This is a genomic window from Streptomyces sp. NPDC005266 (genome assembly GCF_040607655.1).
Lineage (GTDB): Bacteria > Actinomycetota > Actinomycetes > Streptomycetales > Streptomycetaceae > Streptomyces.
The window spans coordinates 273,307-291,440 of record NZ_JBEXHC010000002.1; the positions used below are offsets into that span (position 1 = coordinate 273,307).

Here is an 18,134-nt window from a genome sequence, read left to right on the forward strand (position 1 = left end):
GAGTGGAAGCGCACCCCGTCCGCGCCCGCCGCTGGACCGGGCCGCCGGGCGGCCACGCGCACCGGTACGCCGCGCTCCCGCAGCAGCCGTACGGTCCGCGAGCCGGTCTTCCCGGTCGTGCCCGTGGCGAGCACCGTGGGTTCAGCTCGTGCCCGTGGCGAGCACCGTGGGTTCAGCCCGTGCCCGGGGCTTAGCCGGTGTCGAAGTCGTGCACGGGGTTCCTCCTGCCTGGGGGTCTCCTCCGGATGGGCCCGGAGAACAGGGCATGGCGGAATGAGTCACCTCATCATCGCTTAGTGGGGTGGCGGTCGCTCGCGGGCGCCCGCACCCCAGGGGGCGAGGTGAAGGGACGCGCCATGCCACCTCCGGTGGTTCCCGAGGAAGCTCCGCGCTTCGCGCTGCGGGGCCGGATCGTCACTCGTGGCCGGCGACGGCACGCCCCGCTACGGCACCACCACCCTGATGGCGAAGCTGACCCCCGACCCGGCCACCCTGGAGCCGCTCGCCGACGGGGCGCCCGCGCGGCGCAGCGTCCAGCTGTACCGGACGTCCGCCGACCCGGTCCTCGCGGACCCCACCCTGGCCGAGGCCACGGACCGGCTCACCCGAGCCCTCGCCGAGCTGCCCGCCCTTGCCACCCGGGCGGCCGAGCGGCCACCGGTGCGGGAGGAGAGCCCCGGAGGGCGGCTGGCCCCCGACGAGATCCGGCCGAACGGCACGGAGCTGCGCCCCCGCCTGCCCCCGCGCGGCGCCGCCCGGACGGGCCCCAGCGGCCCCGAGCCCACCCCGCGCGGCGGGCGGCCGCCCGCCGCGCTCACCGCGCTCGTCCTCAACGTCCTGACGGCCGGCGCCGACCCCGCCTTCCTGGCGAGCCTGGCCGTGGAGCCCAACCTTCCCCGGACTACGGAGCCGGCCTGCCCGCCCTCCTGACCTGAGCACACCCGACACGCACCCAAGGAGCCACCATGGCCATCGGCCTCTCCGTCCACATCGGACTCAACCAGGTCGACCCCGCGGCATACGACGGCTGGAGCGGTGAGCTGAACGCCTGTGAGCAGGACGCCACGGACATGGCCCGGCTCGCCGACACAGCGGGCTTCGAGGTCACCGATCCGCTGATGACCTCGGACGCCACCGCGGAACGCGTCACCTCCGCTCTGGAGGCCGCGGCGGGGCAGCTGGCCGAGGGCGACATCCTCTTCCTCACCTACTCGGGCCACGGCGGCCAGGTCCCCGACCTCAACCACGACGAGACCGGCGACCGCCGGGACGAGACCTGGGTGCTCTACGACCGGCAGCTGGTCGACGACGAACTCTTCGAACAGTTCGGGAAGTTCGCCAAGGGGGTACGGATCTGGATGCTCTCCGACAGCTGCCACAGCGGCACCGTGGCCCGGCAGCTGGCCGAGTTGCTCAGCGCCCGAGAGCTCGACAGCCGCTTCAACACGTCCGACCCCCGGGAGGTCGCCAAGAAGGTCAGGGCCATGCCTCATCCGGTGCAGTCCGCCGTCTACCAGCGCGACCGCGACCTCTACGACCGGATCCAGAACGACCGCACAGCCAAGGACCTCGCCCGGATCGACGCCAGTGTCCTGCAGATCTCCGGTTGCCAGGACAATCAGACCTCCGCGGACGGTATCGTCAACGGTCTGTTCACCGGCACTCTGCTGGAGGTCTGGCGCGGTGGCGCCTTCGCGGGCAGTTACCGCGGACTGCACCGGGAGATCGTCAAGAAGATGCCCCCGGACCAGACCCCCAACCTGTTCCAGGCCGGTGCGGTGAACTCCGCCTTCGCCCGGCAGCGGCCGTTCACCATCTGACGGTGCCGACGTACCCCACTGGTGTGCGGCGGCACGCTGGGCGAGGTATCAAAGAAGGGTACGGCGAGCCGGTGAGGTGCCGGTATGACGACGCATGACCGTCTTGACCAGGGCGGCGAGGCGGGCATGAGCGCCCTGGCCGCCCCGAAAGGCGTGCTCGACCTCTTGCGGGTCGCCGCCGTGGTGCTGGACGGCGACGGGCGTATCGCCCTGTGGAGCCCCGAGGCGGAACAGCTGTTCGGATATCGTGCGGCCGAGGCGCTGGGGCGCCGCGCGGACCGGCTGCTGGTCCACCCCGACGACCGGCGGTCGGCCGTCGACCTCTTCGCCCGGGTGCGGGCCGGCGACACCTGGGCGGGCATCTTCCCGGTCCGGCACAAGGACGGCTCCACCCTCCAGGTCGAGTTCCGCACCATGGGCCTGCGCGATGTGCACGGTGAGGCGTACGCGCTCGGGCTCGCCGCCGACGAGGGGACCGTACGGCAGCTCGAGACCGATCTGGCCGTCTCGGGCTTCCTGGTCAAACAGTCGCCCGTGGGCCTCGCGGTGTTCGACACCGACCTGCGCTGGGTGCGCGCCAACCCGTCCCTGCAGCAGATGAACGGCGTGACCGAGCACCTGGTGCGCGGCTGCCGGATCGCCGACGTGCTGCCGGGCCTGGACACCGATGCGATGGAGGCCGCGATGCGGCATGTGCTGGAGTCCGGGGAGCCGCTGCTGGACCAGCAGAGCGTCGGCCGCACCCCCGCCGATCCCGATCACGACCACGCGTGGTCGGGGTCGTACTACCGGCTGGAGGATCCCAGCGGCCGGGTCCTGGGCATCGCCGTCTCGATCATCGATGTGTCCAAGCGCCACCGGGCGACCAGCGAGATCGCGGAGGCGCGGGAGCGGCTGGCCGTCATCGCCGACGCGGGCGTCCGCATCGGCACCACCTTGGACCTGCGCCAGACCGCCCAGGAACTCGCCGATGTGACCGTGCCCCGGCTCGCCGACCTCGCGGCCGTCGATGTGCTCGACGCCGTGGTGCACCGCGAGGCCATGGCCCGGGTGCGAACCGACGGCTCGGCCCGCTTCCGGGCGCTGGCCGTCGCGGCGGGCTATCCCACCGAGGCCGTCCACGCCGCCGACCCGGTCGGTGAGATCGCCCGCTATGACCCCACGCGCATGATCACCCAGTGTGTGCGCGACGCTCAGCCGATCTTCGTGCCGTACGTCACCGAAGGGGACGTCCGCCGGATAGCCCGCGACGCGGCCGCCGCCGATGTGCTGCTGCGCGAGGGCGTCCACTCGTATCTCGCCGCCCCGCTGATCGCCCGCGGCAGTGTGCTCGGCACCCTCAGCCTGCACCGCACCATCAACGCCAAGCCCTTCGACGAACAGGACCTCACGCTCGCCTGCGAACTCGCCATCCGGGCCGCCCTGTGCATCGACAACGCCCGGCTGTACGGGCGTGAGCGCGACGCCGCGCTCACGCTTCAGCGCAGCATGCTCTCCCAGCAGCCGCGCGACCTCGACGGCCTGGAGATCGCCTCCCGCTATCTGCCCGCCGTCAGCGCCGCCGGCGGCGACTGGTTCGATGTGCTGCCCCTGCAGGGCGGCAAGGTGGGGCTCGTCGTCGGGGACGTCATGGGCAAGGGCATCCACGCCGCCGCGATCATGGGCCAACTGCGCACCGCCACCCGGGCCTTCTCCCAGCTCGACATGGCCCCCGCCGAGCTGCTCGGCCACCTCGACGAGATCACCGTCAGCCTGGGCGAGTCGATCGCCACCTGCCTCTACGCGGTCTGCGATCCGCACACCGGACACTGCGAAATGTCCACCGCCGGCCACCTTCCGCCGGTCCTGGTGCACCCAGGTGGCGGCGCCGAGCTCCTCGACATCCCGTCGGGCGCGCCGCTCGGTGTCGGCGGCGTCCCCTTCTCGGCGGTGACCTGCGAACTGTCCGAGGGAGCGGTGCTGGCCCTGTTCACCGACGGCCTGGTGGAGAAGCGCCATCAGTCCCTCGACGTCGGTCTGCACACCCTGGTCCAGCTGTTGCGCCGCCATCACGGCTCGCTGGAGCGGATCTGCGACCAGGTGCTCGCCGCGCTGCACGGTGCGCCGGACGACGATGTGGCGCTGCTGCTGGCCCGGTTGCGGCGGCCCTCGCGGTCCGGTGGCGTGGCCGTCGCGGGTGGCTGATCCCGCAGCCGGTCAGGCCCGGGCGGTGCCCCGGAACGTGGTGCGGTAGGCGCTGGGGGAGACGCCGAGGGCCGTGTGCAGATGCTGCCGCAGCGAGGCCGCCGTACCGAAGCCCGAGTCCGCGGCCACCCGGTCCACCGGCAGATCGGTCTCCTCCAGCAGCTGCCGGGCGCGTTCGATACGCCGCTGGGTCAGCCACTGCACCGGGGTCATCCCGACCTCCTCACGGAACCGGCGGGAGAAGGTCCGTACGCTCATCGACTCCCGCTCGGCCAGCTCCCGCAGGCTCAGCGGCCGGTCGAGCCGGGTCAGCGCCCAGGCGCGGGCCGCGCCGGTGGAGGTGGAGCGCGGCTCGGGGACCGGCCGCCGGATGAACTGTGCCTGGCCGCCGTCGCGGTGCGGAGCCACGACCGCGCCGCGGGCGACCTCGCCCGCCACCGCCGAGCCGTGGTCGCGCCGGATCATATGCAGCAGCAGATCGATGCCGGAGGCGTCCCCGGCCGAGGTCAGCACCTCGCCCTCGTCCGCGTAGAGGACGTCCGGGTCCAGCTCCACCGCCGGAAACAGCTTCCGGAACCGGTCGGCGGCCTGCCAGTGCGTCGTCGCCCGGCGGCCGTCGAGCAGTCCGGCGGCCGCCAGGACGAAGGCGCCCGTGCAGATGGAGGCGGTGCGGGCGCCGGGGCGGATCCGGGCGAAGGCGTCGGTGAGCGGGGCGCCGAGGAGGCCGTCGGTCTGCGGCTCGTCCGGCTCGTTGGCGGCCGGGACGATCACGGTGTCGGCCTCGCGCAGTGCGTCCGGGCCGTGGGTGACGTTCATGGTGACGTCCGAGTCCGTCCGCACCTCACCGGGGGCCGGCGTGCAGGTCACCACCTCGTACAGCGGCTCGCCCGCGGCCGATGCGGCCCGGCCGAACAGCCGGTGCACCATCCCCAGCTCGAACGGCAGCAGCCCGTGCCGGACGAGCACCGCGACCCGATGACGGCCGGCGGACGAGAAGACGGGCATGGCGCGAGTCTCGCACACCGCCATGAGCCGGTCTCAGTGCTTGGCCCGGCTCGGCTGCACCCGCTTCGGCTCGCCCTTCATCTTCGGATGCTCCGGCGGATAGGGGAGGTCGCCCAGCCCATGGTCCCGCTCGTCCCGGTCCGCCAGCTCCAGCGCCGCCTCCAGCCCGTAGGCGTGCTCGTCCATGTCCGCGTGCACGTCGCCCAGATCGCGGTAGCGCACCGGCATGGTCGCCAGGTCGAAGTCGCGCGGCCGGGCGTCGGGCACCTCCTCCCAGCGCAGCGGCGCGGAGACCGGCGCGTGCGGCCTGGGACGTACGGAGTAGGCGCTGGCGATGGTGCGGTCGCGGGCCGTCTGGTTGTAGTCCACGAAGATCTTCTCGCCGCGCTCCTCCTTCCACCACTTGGTGGTGACCCGCTCCGGGGCCCGCCGCTCCAGCTCCCGTGCGATGGCGATCGCGGACCGCCTGACCTGTGTAAAGGTCCACCGCGGCGCAATCGGTACGAAGACGTGCAGCCCCCGGCCGCCCGAGGTCTTCGGCCAGCCGCGCAGCCCCAGCTCGTCCAGCACCTCGCGCAGCTCTCCGGCGGCGCGCACCGCGTCCGGGTAGTCCGTGCCCGGCTGCGGATCGAGGTCGATGCGCAGCTCATCGGGGTGCTCGGTGTCATCGCACCGCACGGGCCAGGGGTGGAAGGTCAGACACCCCAGATTCGCCCCCCACACCACCGCGGCCGGTTCGGTGGGACAGATCTCGTCCGCGTGCCGCCCGCTGGGGAAGGAGATACGGCCGGTCGGGATCCAGTCGGGGAGGTTCTTCGGCGCCCGCTTCTGGAAGAACGACTCGCCCTCTACGCCGTCCGGGTAGCGCTCCAGCATGGTCGGCCGGTTGCGCAGCGCCCGCAGTGCTCCCTCGCCGACGGCCAGGTAGTAGCGGGCCACGTCGAGCTTGGTGAACCCGCGCTCGGGAAAGTACACCTTCCCGGGATTGCTCAGCCGCACCGTGCGCTCGCCGACCGTCAGCTCCACCGCTTCTCCCATAACGCCACGCTAGGCCCGCCCGCCCAAGGTCACCTCCCGGCGGGCGCCCGGGCCGGGACCGGCGGACAATCGGACATCATGGACCTTCCGGTGATGCCCCCCGTGGCGCCCATGCTGGCCAAGTCCGCGGCCACGATCCCGCCCGGAATGCGCTACGAGGCCAAATGGGATGGCTTCCGCGCCATCGTCTTCCGCGACGGGGAGGAGATCGAGATCGGCAGCCGCTCGGGAAAGCCGCTCACCCGCTACTTCCCCGAACTGGCCGACGCGCTCCTCGCCAACCTTCCGCCGCGCTGTGTCGTGGACGGCGAGATCGTCATCGTGCGCGACGGCCGCCTGGACTTCGACGCCCTGCTGGAGCGCATCCACCCCGCCGACTCCCGGGTCCGGATGCTGGCCGAGACCACCCCGGCGAGCTTCGTCGCCTTCGACCTGCTGGCCCTGGACGACGCCTCGCTCATGGACACGCCGCTGCGGGAGCGGCGGGACGCGCTGACCGAGGCGCTGGGCGACGCCGCCGACCCGGTGTTCACCGCCCCCTGGACCGACGACATCGATGTGGCCCGGCAGTGGTTCGAGCACTTCGAGGGGGCGGGGCTGGACGGCGTCGTCGCCAAGCGCCACGACCTCGGCTACCGGCCCGGCGAGCGGGCCATGGTCAAGGTCAAGCACGAACGGACCGCCGACTGTGTGGTGGCCGGCTACCGGATGCACAAGTCCGGCCAGGGCGTCGGCTCCCTGTTGCTCGGCCTGTACGACGACACCGGCCGCCTCCAGCACGTGGGCGTCTGCGCCGCCTTCTCCATGCGCCGCCGCCAGGAGCTGCTGACGGAGCTGGAGCCGCTGCGCATGGAGACGGTCGAGGGCCACCCCTGGGCCGACTGGGCACGCGAGGAGGCGCATGCCCAGGGCCGGATGCCGGGCGCGCCCAGCCGCTGGACCGGAGTCAAGGACCTGTCGTGGGTGCCGCTGCGGCCGGAGCGGGTGTGCGAGGTGGCCTACGACCACATGCAGGGCGACCGCTTCCGGCACACGGCCCGGTTCCGGCGCTGGCGGCCCGACCGCGAGCCGCGGGAGTGCACCTACGCACAGCTGGAGGAGCCCCTCTCCTACGACCTGCGGGAGGTGCTGGGCTCGTAGACCGGGAGGTGCTGGGCTCGTAGACCGCCTCCGGCGAGGTCACCGCTTGGCGTTGTTGCGGGCAGGGCGCTTGAACGCGCGGACGAACCAGTCGCGCGCCGCCTGGGCGGCCTGCTCCAGGGTCCCGGGTTCCTCGAAGAGATGGCTCGCCCCGGGTACCACATGGATCTCGTGCGGGGCGGCGAGCATGGCGGCCGCCTGCTCGTTCAGCCGCAGCACCTCGTGGTCGTCGCCGCCCACGATCAGCAGCACGGGGGCCCGCACCCGGCTCAGCGCCCCGCCCGCGAGGTCGGGACGGCCACCGCGGGAGACCACGGCCCCGACCCGCTCGGGCCGCTCCGTCGCCGCGGTCAGGGCGGCCGCCGCGCCGGTACTGGCGCCGAACAGGCCGACCGGCAGCCCGGAGGTGGCCGGATGCCCGGCGAGCCAGTCGACCGCCGCCACCAGCCGCCGCCCGAGCAGCGGGATGTCGAAGCGGTGCTCGGCGGTGATCGCGTCCACTCGCTCCTCGGCCTCGGTGAGCAGATCGAACAGCAGCGTGGCCAGACCCGCGTCCTGAAGCACCCGGGCCACCGCGCGGTTGCGCGGGCTGTGCCGGGAGCTGCCGCTGCCATGCGCGAACGCCACCACGCCGAAGGCCGGTTCGGGAAGGGCCAGATCGCCCACGAGCATGGCGTCGTCCGCGGCGATACGGGCGGTCTCGGAGCGCATCGGCCACCTCCTGCCCCTCCTACCGAGAAATTCGGGCTTATGCGTAGGCCAGCAGCCCTTGGCGCAACTCGCTGTAGAGCCGGGAGAGCCTGCGGGATATGTGCATCTGCGAGAAGCCGAGGATCTCGCCGATCTGACTCTGTGAGAGCCCGGCGAAGAACCGTAGATACAGGACATAGCGGTCCTGCTCCGAGAGCTCCGCTATCAGTACCCGCAACGCCTCCCGGTTGACGACGCGTTCGATCGCGGCGTCGTCCGAGCCCACCGTCTCCGCGAGCAGCCGCTCCTCGGCCCCCTGGACCGCGGCGTTGAGGGACAGCGGGGTGCAGGAGGCGCTGGCCTCCAGGCCGGCCCGCACATCCTCCTGGGGCATGCCGGTACGCAGACAGATCTCCTTGACGGTGGGGGTGCGGCCGCCCAGCTCCTGCTCCAGCGCGTCGCGGGCGGAGCGGGTGCGGGAGCGGACCTCCTGGATGTTGCGGGGGATGTGCAGCGTCCACAGATAGTCGCGGAAGTGGCGCTTGAGCTCACCGGTGATGACGGGGATCGCATAGGAGGGGAAGGCGTGGCCGAGGTCCGGGTCATAGCGGTCGACGGCCTTCACCAGGGCGAGCGAGGCGACCTGGGTGAGGTCCTCGATGTTCTCGCCCTTGTTGCGGAAGCGCAGTGCGAGGCGCTTGGCGACGGGCAGCCAGGCGCAGATGATCGCCTCGCGGAGCGCGTCGCGTTCGGGCCCCGACGGAAGCCGGGACAGACGCAGGAAGGCACCGCCGGTGTCGGGAGTGTCGTCATGGCGTCGTCGGCGAGTCGCGGTTGCTGACATGATCACTCGCCTCCGTGGTCCGATGTCACGGCGGTCGCCACCAGAGTCGCATGATCCTTAACGACTCGCAATTCGACCGAATTGGTGGTGGCTCGTCCACCTTTGGTGGGCATGGGTTCGTCGGCCGGTTGGCGAGGCCGGTGCGGGGGTACCCACCGGGGATGGACACCACCCTTCGCCTCGCCCAGCAGCCCGAGGCCGACGCGCTGCTCGAGCGCAGTCCGCTGGCCCTGATGATCGGGATGCTGCTCGACCAGCAGGTGCCCATGGAGTGGGCGTTCTCCGGTCCGTACACCATCGCGCAGCGCATGGGCACCGACGATCCGGACGCCCATGAGATCGCCGCGTACGACCCCGAGCGGTTCTCGGCGCTGCTCTCGGAGAAGCCGGCCGTGCACCGCTACCCCGGCTCGATGGCCAAGCGGATCCAGCAGCTGTGCCAGTACCTGGTCGAGCACTACGAAGGAGACCCCACGAACCTGTGGCGCGACGTCGAGACCGGCGAGGAACTGCTCCGGCGGCTGAACGCGCTGCCCGGCTACGGCAAGCAGAAGGCCCAGATCTTTCTCGCGCTGCTCGGCAAGCGGCTCGGGGCCGGGCCCAAGGGCTGGCGGGAGGCCGCCGGCGCCTACGGCGAGGAGGGCGCCTACCGCTCGGTGGCCGACATCACCGGGCCCGACTCGCTGGCCAGGGTCCGCGCCCACAAGCAGCAGATGAAGCGGCAGGCCAAGGAGGGCGCCGCCGGGGGCTGACCCCCCTCATCAGGTCAGGAGCCGTACAGCGCGCGGCGCAGCGTGTCCACGGCCATCGTGAGCGCGGCCCGCGCCGCATGGGTATCGCGGAGCGCGTCGAGCATGACGAAGTCATGGATGATGCCCTGCATCCGCATGGCGGTGACCGGCACACCCGCCTCACGGAGCTTGTTCGCGTACGCCTCGCCCTCGTCGCGCAGCACATCCGCCTCGCCAGTGATCACCAGGGCCGGCGGCAGCCCGGCGAGCTGCTCGACGGTGGCGCGCAGCGGGGAGGCGGTGATCTCGTCGCGCTGCGCGGGGTCGGTCGTGTACTGGTCCCAGAACCACTTCATCCCCTCGCGGGTGAGGAAGTACCCCTCGGCGAACTGCTCGTACGAACCGGTGTCGAAGCCGGCGTCGGTGACCGGGTAGAAGAGCACCTGCTGGACCAGGGACAGGTCACCGCGCTCCTTGGCCAGCAGGGTGAGGGCCGTGGCCATGTTGCCGCCCACCGAGTCCCCGGCCACCGCGATCCGGGACGGGTCGAGCCCCGCCGCCTCGCCATGGGCCACGATCCACTGCCCGACCGCGTAGCTCTGCTCCAGGGCCACCGGATAGCGGGCCTCCGGGGAGAGGTCGTACTCCGGGAAGACGACGGCGGCGCCGGTGCCGACGGACAGCTCCCGGGCCAGCCGGTCATGGGTGTGGGCATTGCCGAACACCCACCCCGCGCCATGGATGTAGAGGATCACCGGGAGCGTGCCGACGGCCTCCGGCGGGCGGATGATCCGCGCCTTGACCCCGCCGGCCGGGATTCCGGTGACGCTGATCCACTCCTCGTCCACCTCCGGCTTGGAGACCTCACCGGACTGCACCTCGTCGACCGTGCGGCGGCCCTCGGCGGGCGACATCTGATACAGGTAGGGCGGCTTCGCGGTCGACTCGGCGAACGCGGCCGCGGCGGGCTCGAGGACCGTCCGGGCCGGGGCGGTGCTGCGGAGCATCTGCTTCTCCTCTGCCTCTTCGAGGGATACGACGGCTGCGGCAGCGCCGCCCCTCCGCGCCGGCCGGTCAGGAATTCGACGATCTCATCCCGGCCGTCCGGGAACACATCGCGACTACGCCACTCGGAGTCCTCGCTGTGACCGCGAGGGCACACAGCACACGGCGCCGCGCCCACCGGTGCCGGATGGGCACGGTGGGCGCGGCGCGAAGATCCCAGGGTTACCTCAGCGGACCCGGGTCCGGGACCGGGTCGGGCCCCGGCGGGCTGGGCACCGGGTCGGGGGAGGGGCCCGGTACGGGGGCCGGTGCCGGGTTCGGCGGCGGCTCGGGCGGAGGGGCGGGAATCGGGTCGGGCGGCGGACCCGGCGGCGGTCCGGGCACGGGCCCCGGAGCGGGACCCGGTTCCGGGCCACCCGGACCGGGCGAGGGGGTCGGCGACGGCGGTCCGGGATCGCGCAGCGTCGGATGAATGAGGTTCGGGTCGGTTTGCTGCCGTGCCACGGTGTCCTCCAAAAGCTCGCGACAGTGGCCACGTCGTACGCAGTCGTACGCAGGGGCGGGTGCCCTGTCCCCCCTCGTCCACGCATGGCCCGCGCGCCGAACGCGGAAGACTTCACCCGCCCGGCGCATACGGCACCGTTGGCAGCGCGGAAATCCAGACCATCGCTCACCTACACCCTATCTGTTACGGCTTTCGAGTAATCCGCGCATTTCCATATTCCTGGGCGTTGCGTGCGAAATTCCCGGTGCGCTCAGATGCGCTCATACGTGCGGCTCCCGCGCCGCCGCGAGCAGCGCGGCGGTGTCCCCGGGCCGGGCGCGCAGCGAGGGCAGCAGCAGCGTCCACAGGTCGGTCAGATGGTCCTCGACGAGGCGCCGTCCATCGAGGGCCTCGGACACGGTGTGCAGACCGAAGAAGGCGCAGACCACGGTCCGGGCGGCGGGCAGCGGGTCGACATGCGCGGCCAGGTCGCCCTCCGCCCGGGCCTTCTCCATCATCTGCCCGACGGCGTCCATCCACCCCACGAAGGGCGGCGGCAGCGGTGCCTGGATCAGGGTGCGCTCGGTCCATAGCCGGGCGCCCGCCCGGACCACGATGTCGTCGCGGAAGGCGCGGGCCACCGCGAAGCTGAGCCGGACGAGCTGGTCCAGGGGTCGGGCTTCGATGGCGGCGTATCGCTCGATCAGGGGCGGCCAGGTGGCGAAATGTTCCTCCATCACTGCGAGTGCGAGCCTTTCCTTGCTCGTGTAATGGAAATACATCGCGCCGCTGGTGTGACCGGACCGGGCGGTGATGTCGCTGATGCTCGTGCCGGCATAGCCCCGTTCGTCGAAAAGCGACGCGGCGGCCTCCAGAAGAGATCGGCGTGTCTGCTCGGCCCGCTCTTGCACGTGTTCGCGTCCTTCATCAGCCAGTTGGGGGTGTGGAAGAGAACCTAGCGAACTTTCTTCCCCCGATGGTGATGAGGCAAGACAGGTCAAACATTATTAGTATTTTATGGTGATCGTTCGTGAGGCTCACGGCCTTTCGGAGCCATCCGGTCCCACTGGCCGGCCGCTCAACTGGTCCCGCACGGTGGAGCGGGAGGCGGTGCACCGGGTCTCGGTGGCCGAGGTGCTGCTCACCGACGTCCGTACGCAGGGCGACGACCGCTTCGAGGCCGCCGCCCAGTGGCCCCGTTCCCATCCGACCTTCCCGCACGGCGGGGACGGCCGGCACCATCCGCTGATGATCGCCGAAACCCTGCGGGAACTGGGGATCTACATCCCCACGCGGTACTACGCCGTGCCCGCGGGCGCGCACTTTCTGATCCGCGACATGTTCTTCCGGCTCGACCCCCAGGCCGAGCCCCGCGCGCCGCACGGCGCCACCGACATCACCTGCCGGGCGGCCGTCACGGACCTGCGCACCACACCCTGTGGACGGTTTGTCTCCGGGATGCGGCTGGATGTCGCTCTGTCGGCGGCCGGCAAGCGCTTCGCATGGGCCGGCGGGACCGCGCGGTTCCTCGACGGCACGACGTACGCGGAGACCCGGGCCGCGGCGTCGGGGCACACCGCGCGGCGCCGGCTGCGCGCAGCCGTACGGCCCTCACCTGGGCAACTGGCCGTCCCTGCCGCCCGGGACGTGCTGGTGGTCCGGGACGGGGGAGTGGTCTATCTGGATCCCGCCGACCCCCGCCACCCGTTCTTCTTCGACCACTGGAGCGATCATGTGCCGGGGCTGGTGCTGCTGGAAGCCGCCCGGCAGGCCGCGGCGCTGGCCACCGGCGGGGCGCTGATCCGGCCCGTCGCCTGCCGGATGAAGGCCATCCGCTTCACCGAGTCCTTTCCGCCCGCCGTGGTCGAGTGCACCTCCCACGGCAGAACCTGCGTGTTCCGGCTGCGCCAGGCGGACATCTGCACGGCGGTCGGTGTGCTCCAGTACCTCTGACACGGGTGAGCGAGGAACGCGCCGTACGACGAACGTATGGATGGCGAACATCCTGTACAGGGAACGCCCTGAGCGGCGAACAAATCGCCGACGCTCAGTAGCCCCTTGCTTACCGCAGGTCATATAACTACCGTAGTGATCGTTATGTTTCGGGCAGGCGATTCTCCGCCTGTACGGCCCTCCCATGTCGCGCACGCGGAAAAGCGCTCGCGCATCGGACCGCAGCGGTCAGCGCAATTCGCGCACTGAGCCGCCAGGAAATTCACTGCGCTGCTCCCCGCAGGTACAGGTACCTCCTGCGCCGATTCCTCCACCTCCCCCGGAACGGCAGGAAGATGACAGCCGAAAAGCTCCTCGCATGGACCCCAGCCGCCATTGTCTTCGACTGCGACGGCACCCTGATGGATTCCGAACGACACTGGGAAGAGGCGCGTGAACTGGTACTCAGAAGCCATGGAGCCGCCTCCGACGAAGAGTTCGCCCGGCGCACCAAGGGGCTCCACTACAGCGAATGCGGCCGCATGATGGCGGAATTCGCCGGACTCCCCGAACTCGCCGAGCAGATGACCGAGCAACTGCTGGACACCTTCCGGCGCCTGGTGGCCGAGGACCCGGTCACCATGCCCGGGGCGCCGCAACTGGTCCAGAAAGCGGCGGCATTCGCCCCCCTGGCCGTCGCCAGCAACTGCCCGCGCGACGTGGTCGAGGACGGGCTCGCCAAGGCCGGGCTGCTGCGCTACTTCGGCCATGTGCTGGTCCCCGAGGGGGAGGTACGGCCCAAACCGTATCCCGACGTCTATCTCGAGGCCGCCCGGCTGTGCGGTGCGGCCCCCGTCGACGCCCTCGCGGTGGAGGACTCCCACTGCGGCTTTCTGTCCGCCTCGCGCGCCGGACTGAGGGTGCTGGCCGTCGGGCCACGGAAGCCGGTGGACGAGGTCCCGCCGGTGGACCTGTGGGTCTCCACCCTCGCCGACCCCGAGCTGGTCAAGTGGGCCGACTCACGGGCCGCATGACGGGCTGATCCGACTCACCGCCTGGTCGGCGGCGCGTAAGGTCACTTCCCGCCGTGTCCAGAGTGGTTCATGGAGTCGTCCTTACCGTCCCCCATCCCCATGCCACCGTGGGACATGGACCCCCTCTCCAGGGACCCGCCGATCTTTTCGCGCAGGGGCTTCAGTGAACCCGTGGACTGGCCGGTCACCGACCAGCGCTTGCCGACCAGGTAGGTGCCCCCGTAGTCCTTCGACTCCGACAGCCAGTCGTGCTGGCCCTTGTCGGTGGCGAAGGTGAGCATCGTGAACCGGTCCTTGCCGGCCTCGCACGCCCCCTGGCGCAGCTCCTCCGCCTCGGTGATGACCTTGGCCTTGCAGCCGATGGCATCGGCGATCCCGGTCAGCGGCGCGGGCTTTCCGGCCTTGCCGAACGCCTTGGCCGCGGGTGCCTTCTTCTCGTGCTTGGCGTCATGCGCCTTGCTGCTTCCGCCGCAGCCGCTCAACAACAGCAAAGCCGCGCAGAGCACGGTGGCACGGAGTGCGGGTGACACGTCAACCTCCCGTTGGGTCCAGCGGGCAGGCCCGGGCGGCGCCTTCGGCCTCGGGCCTCCCGCTGGGGTGGACCGTCGTCCGGACCTTACTGGCCCGCCTTCTTGCCCTTGTCGGTGACCGCGAACCACGTGCCCTTCACACCCTGGCCTTTGGTGTCGCCGGGCTTCTTGTCACCGGTGAAGGTGTAGAGCAGCCAGCAGTCGAACGCCGCCTGCTTGGAGCCGTCGGGGCGGGTGAAGGAGGTCACCTTCGAGGCATTGAGTCCGGCGACCTTGGTGGTGTCGACGGCCTTGACAGGCTTCCAGGTGTCCAGGCAGGCGCCCAGGCAGCCGGTCTTCATCGGCCAGGCGCTGTCCTTGTCGAACCGGTAGACGGTCATGCCCTTACCGTCCACGATGATCTTACCGAGCTCGGCGTTGTTGTTGACCATCAGCTGCAGGCTGTCGTCCGCGGCGTCCGTCACACCGGCCGGCTTGCCGTCGGGGGAGATGGCCTTCCAGGTGCCGCCCACGCCCTGGCCCTTGGTGTCGCCCGGCTTGTCGTCGCCGGCGAAGCGGTAGACCGGCCAGCCCGCCAGCGTCAGCTGCTTGGTGCCGTCGGAGCGGGTGACCGAGCCGAGCTTGCTCTTGTCGATCCCGGCGGTGGCCTTGACGTCGTCCGCGGGCACCGCCGGCCACTTGGTGGCGCAGTCGTCATTGCAGTTGGACTTCGGCGGCTTGGGGGTGTCCTCGTCGAAGCGGTACAGCGTCCAGCCCTCGCTGTCGGCCACGAAGGAGCCGAGCTTGGCGTCCTTCTTGACCTCGAGCTCCTTCGCCGGGCCCGTCCTGGCCGATGCGCTGCCCGCGGCCGCGCCCGTGTCGCCGCCCGCCTCGTTCCCGCCACTGGCACCGTAACCGGTGTCGGCCGCCCCCGCACCGGCGCCCGCCGTCGCACCCGCACCCACCGTCTGACTGCCGCCCGCCGGCTGGACATTGGCGCTCTGACCCGCGGAGTTGTCCTTGCTGGCCCCACACGCCGCGGTCAGCACAACCATCGCTACGGACACGCCAGCGAATGCGATTTGACGCCGTTTCTCCATGACCATTCCTCTGCAATCTCAATCGGTCCGGCGTGTTTTGCGCCGACGCCATGTGCATACGTAGCCCGTGCCGGCCGACGTTCAGCGGGTCCGGAATTTGTCATCAGGCGCAAAAAACGACGGATCGTTGAGCGCACAGCAACCGACGGCCGTACCTGACGGCCGTCGCAAGGGGCGATACGCGGATCTTGTGCTGACTCACTCCTCGATGCGCAGCGCCAGGGCGGGGCAGCGGCGGACCGCGCGGACGGCCTGCGCCCGCAGATGGCGAGGGACTTCCATCTTGGCCGAGGCCGGATAGCCGTCGATGCCGAGCGTCAGCACCTCCGAGGGGAGGATGTCCGCGCACAGCCCATGGCCCTGACACAGCGACCAGTCCACCAGGAGATTCTCCATCGGCCCCCGCTGGCTGCGCTCTCCCCGCGACGCCTCGGACAGCGGGCCGGCCGGCAGCGCCAGCAGGGGCTTGGAGTCCTCCGGCAGCGGCAGCACACCCATCGTCGGCCGCCCGCACCCGACGCCCAGCGCATGGAGCTCGAACTCCTCCGGGAAGGCGTCCAGCGCGGTGGTCACGAAACCGGCCGTGCCGTCGGGGTGGCTGCAGGCCCCGCGCTTCTTCACCGAGTTGATGTAGGCGCGCACATTGTCGATCGAGGACTGGCCGCCGCCGCGCTCCACCTGGCCGATCGCGTCCGCGAGGGCGGGGAGTCCGATGAAGCAGGGCCCGCACTGACCGGCCGTCTCGGCGGCCAGCCAGCGGGCCACCCGCGCCGTCTCGCCGAGCGGGCAGGTGTCCTCGGGAATGGGCAGCACCGCCCCGGCGCCCAGCCGCGCACCGTACTTCTTCATCGATTCACGGGAGATCGTGGCGGCATGGATGCTCTTCGGATCCAGCCACTTGCCGTGGTACCCGCCGACCAGCACCCCCTGGCCGGGGGTGAGACCGCACAGCTCCAGGACGTAGGTCAGCGGCACCCCGGTCGGCGTCTCCATGACGTACTTGCCACCGACCGTCAGCATGGTCGTGCCCGGTTCGGTGGGCAGCCCCACCGAGCGGTACGGCAGGGCGCCCATCCGCGCCGCGACGGCGAGCTGGGCGAAGGTCTCGGTGTTGGACAGCAGGGTGGGCAGACCGCTCAGCCCGCTGTCGCTGGTCCGGATCTTGCGGCCGTTGGGGATGGCCGGGGCGCCGCTGAGGCCGTTGATGACCGCGCCGCCCTCACCGGCCACGAACCGGTCGTCGGTGCGGCCCACCCGCACCGGGACCCCGCTGGGGCCGCGCTCGGCGATGGCGGCGGCCAGCGACTCCTCCACATCCGGCCGGTGCACGGCGATGGCGACCTCCTCGGCGCCCAGCGCCTCGGCGGCCAGCACGGCGCCGTCGATCACCAGATGCGGGGTGTGCAGCAGCAGCGCGGTGTCCTTGAGGCAGCTCGGCTCACCCTCACTGCCGTTGACGACGACGGCACAGCGGCCGTCCCGTCGGCCGGCCGATTCAACGACGGCCTGGACCTTCTTGGCGAACGGGAATCCGGCTCCGCCGCGTCCTCGCAGGTCGATGTTCTCGGCGAGGGCGACGAGTTCGTCCGCGCGCAGGGCGGGCATCTGGCCGTGCACGGTCAGATGACCGACCCGGTCCAGCCGGTACACCTCGTCGAGCCCGGCCAGCAGTCGGGGCGGGTCGACACAGGCGAGCCTGGGTTTGGTCGTGATCAACGGTCCCACCCACGGGAGGCGCCAAGGGTCGCACGGTCACGCCGTCCGGAGCCGGCCGCGCGGGGCCGGGGCACGGTGGGTTCGGCGCGCCTGGTCCGGCCTTCCTGCAGGCTGCGGGCGGGAGGGTTCCTGACCGCGATGCCACCGTCGCGGCCGTCGTCCTGACGCCGCCGGGCGACAAGCCGCAGCCACAGCGCGATGGCGACGCCGACCAGCGCCGCGATGTAGCCGTAGGTGGCCCAGGTCTTGGCCGCGCGCCCGGCCTTCAGGCCGTGGATCAGCGCGGCGCACCAGGCCGGGTAGGCGCCCACATGCAGCGCCCGCCACCAGCGGTACCGCCAGCGGGAGTTGCCGGCCGAGGCGAACGAGCTGCGCATCGCCCCGGTCACCGCCGCGATGACGAAGAGGTATCCGGCGACGGTGCCAAGGCCGATCAGCAGCGGTTGATTTGCGTCAGCGAACGGCAACACGATGGCCGCCGCGCTGGTGTGGCTCTCCGCGACCTTGACCCAGATGTGGATGGCGAGGAAGAGCAGCCCGCCGACCGCGGCGGCCCGGTGGACGCCCTGCGCGATCAGCCGGTGGTTGGAGTGGAGAATCATCTGGTCGGTCGCGGCGAGCCCCCACAGCACCGCCGAGGTGAGACAGACCAGCGCGAGCACGCCCGCACCGAAGTCGAGGAACGCGAAGGTCTTGCTGAAGGCACCGGCGTTGTTCGCCACAATGAGGGACAGTATGACCGTCCCGCCGATAGCGTAGAGCCTGAGGTTGCGTGGCCACCCGATCCCGGGCTGGTCGCGCTGCCGAGTCCGGCGAGCGGCTCGTCGTCCTCCACGTGCTTGGCGTCCCCCCTGGCGCCCCTGGGAGGGAGTCGGCGTTTGGGACATGGACATTGGAGCCTC

The 18,134-nt window shown here is 71.3% G+C and carries 17 protein-coding genes; 7 read left to right on the plus strand and 10 right to left on the minus strand.

Annotated elements, in window-relative coordinates:
* Window positions 1-420: 420 nt before the first annotated feature.
* From ABZU99_RS04855 to ABZU99_RS04865, 3 genes are all read left to right on the plus strand, one after another.
* Window positions 421-930, plus strand: coding sequence for a hypothetical protein (locus ABZU99_RS04855; RefSeq protein ID WP_356049080.1), 510 nt, complete (start codon window positions 421-423; stop codon window positions 928-930).
* A gap of 35 nt (window positions 931-965) precedes the next feature.
* Window positions 966-1,820 carry a caspase family protein gene (locus tag ABZU99_RS04860; protein WP_355947653.1) on the plus strand — a complete coding sequence of 285 codons (855 nt, stop codon included), beginning with the start codon at window positions 966-968 and terminating at the stop codon, window positions 1,818-1,820.
* 84 nt (window positions 1,821-1,904) lie between these two features.
* Window positions 1,905-4,004: a SpoIIE family protein phosphatase gene (locus ABZU99_RS04865; protein ID WP_356049082.1), complete on the plus strand. Its 2,100-nt coding sequence runs from the start codon at window positions 1,905-1,907 to the stop codon at window positions 4,002-4,004.
* A gap of 12 nt (window positions 4,005-4,016) precedes the next feature.
* Here ABZU99_RS04865 and ABZU99_RS04870 read toward each other — a convergent pair whose 3' ends face one another.
* Both ABZU99_RS04870 and ligD read right to left on the minus strand, forming a co-directional pair.
* The gene (locus ABZU99_RS04870) at window positions 4,017-5,009 is read right to left on the minus strand and encodes a helix-turn-helix domain-containing protein (protein ID WP_355947659.1); all 993 of its coding nucleotides are present in this window, start codon (window positions 5,007-5,009) and stop codon (window positions 4,017-4,019) included.
* Between the two features lie 33 nt (window positions 5,010-5,042).
* Complete coding sequence (gene ligD / locus ABZU99_RS04875) at window positions 5,043-6,047, minus strand: non-homologous end-joining DNA ligase (RefSeq protein WP_355947662.1); 1,005 nt, start codon at window positions 6,045-6,047, stop codon at window positions 5,043-5,045.
* A 78-nt stretch (window positions 6,048-6,125) separates the two neighbouring features.
* Between ligD and ABZU99_RS04880 the strand changes: the two genes are divergently transcribed.
* Window positions 6,126-7,187, plus strand: a complete 1,062-nt coding sequence (locus tag ABZU99_RS04880) for an ATP-dependent DNA ligase (RefSeq protein ID WP_355947665.1) — start codon at window positions 6,126-6,128, stop codon at window positions 7,185-7,187.
* Between the two features lie 39 nt (window positions 7,188-7,226).
* Here ABZU99_RS04880 and ABZU99_RS04885 read toward each other — a convergent pair whose 3' ends face one another.
* Together ABZU99_RS04885 and ABZU99_RS04890 are read right to left on the minus strand one after the other, a co-directional pair.
* Window positions 7,227-7,898, minus strand: coding sequence for a dienelactone hydrolase family protein (locus ABZU99_RS04885; RefSeq protein WP_355947668.1), 672 nt, complete (start codon window positions 7,896-7,898; stop codon window positions 7,227-7,229).
* A gap of 37 nt (window positions 7,899-7,935) precedes the next feature.
* Window positions 7,936-8,721: a SigB/SigF/SigG family RNA polymerase sigma factor gene (locus tag ABZU99_RS04890; protein WP_356049083.1), complete on the minus strand. Its 786-nt coding sequence runs from the start codon at window positions 8,719-8,721 to the stop codon at window positions 7,936-7,938.
* 161 nt (window positions 8,722-8,882) lie between these two features.
* Here ABZU99_RS04890 and ABZU99_RS04895 point away from each other — a divergent pair, with 161 nt between their 5' ends.
* Window positions 8,883-9,473, plus strand: coding sequence for an HhH-GPD-type base excision DNA repair protein (locus ABZU99_RS04895; protein WP_355947673.1), 591 nt, complete (start codon window positions 8,883-8,885; stop codon window positions 9,471-9,473).
* A 14-nt stretch (window positions 9,474-9,487) separates the two neighbouring features.
* Here ABZU99_RS04895 and ABZU99_RS04900 read toward each other — a convergent pair whose 3' ends face one another.
* The gene (locus tag ABZU99_RS04900) at window positions 9,488-10,459 is read right to left on the minus strand and encodes an alpha/beta hydrolase (protein WP_355947676.1); all 972 of its coding nucleotides are present in this window, start codon (window positions 10,457-10,459) and stop codon (window positions 9,488-9,490) included.
* 763 nt (window positions 10,460-11,222) lie between these two features.
* A complete protein-coding gene (locus ABZU99_RS04905) occupies window positions 11,223-11,852 on the minus strand; it encodes a ScbR family autoregulator-binding transcription factor (RefSeq protein ID WP_355947679.1) in 630 nt (209 codons plus the stop codon).
* A gap of 106 nt (window positions 11,853-11,958) precedes the next feature.
* Here ABZU99_RS04905 and ABZU99_RS04910 point away from each other — a divergent pair, with 106 nt between their 5' ends.
* Window positions 11,959-12,894 (plus strand): ScbA/BarX family gamma-butyrolactone biosynthesis protein, encoded by a 936-nt coding sequence (locus ABZU99_RS04910; RefSeq protein WP_355947681.1) that lies wholly within the window; start codon window positions 11,959-11,961, stop codon window positions 12,892-12,894.
* Window positions 12,895-13,229: 335 nt separating this feature from the next.
* Window positions 13,230-13,907, plus strand: a complete 678-nt coding sequence (locus ABZU99_RS04915) for an HAD family phosphatase (protein WP_355947684.1) — start codon at window positions 13,230-13,232, stop codon at window positions 13,905-13,907.
* Between the two features lie 41 nt (window positions 13,908-13,948).
* Here the strand turns inward: ABZU99_RS04915 and ABZU99_RS04920 are convergent, their stop codons facing one another.
* From ABZU99_RS04920 to ABZU99_RS04935, 4 genes are all read right to left on the minus strand, one after another.
* Window positions 13,949-14,437 (minus strand): hypothetical protein, encoded by a 489-nt coding sequence (locus tag ABZU99_RS04920; RefSeq protein WP_355947686.1) that lies wholly within the window; start codon window positions 14,435-14,437, stop codon window positions 13,949-13,951.
* Between the two features lie 86 nt (window positions 14,438-14,523).
* Window positions 14,524-15,522, minus strand: coding sequence for an SCO0930 family lipoprotein (locus tag ABZU99_RS04925; protein WP_355947689.1), 999 nt, complete (start codon window positions 15,520-15,522; stop codon window positions 14,524-14,526).
* A 192-nt stretch (window positions 15,523-15,714) separates the two neighbouring features.
* Window positions 15,715-17,232, minus strand: coding sequence for an NADH-ubiquinone oxidoreductase-F iron-sulfur binding region domain-containing protein (locus ABZU99_RS04930; protein ID WP_355947692.1), 1,518 nt, complete (start codon window positions 17,230-17,232; stop codon window positions 15,715-15,717).
* Entirely contained in the window at window positions 17,229-17,954 is a 726-nt protein-coding gene (locus ABZU99_RS04935) for a hypothetical protein (protein WP_355947695.1), read from the minus strand. The genes ABZU99_RS04930 and ABZU99_RS04935 overlap by 4 nt, the downstream gene beginning before the upstream one ends.
* Between the last annotated feature and the right edge of the window lie 180 nt (window positions 17,955-18,134).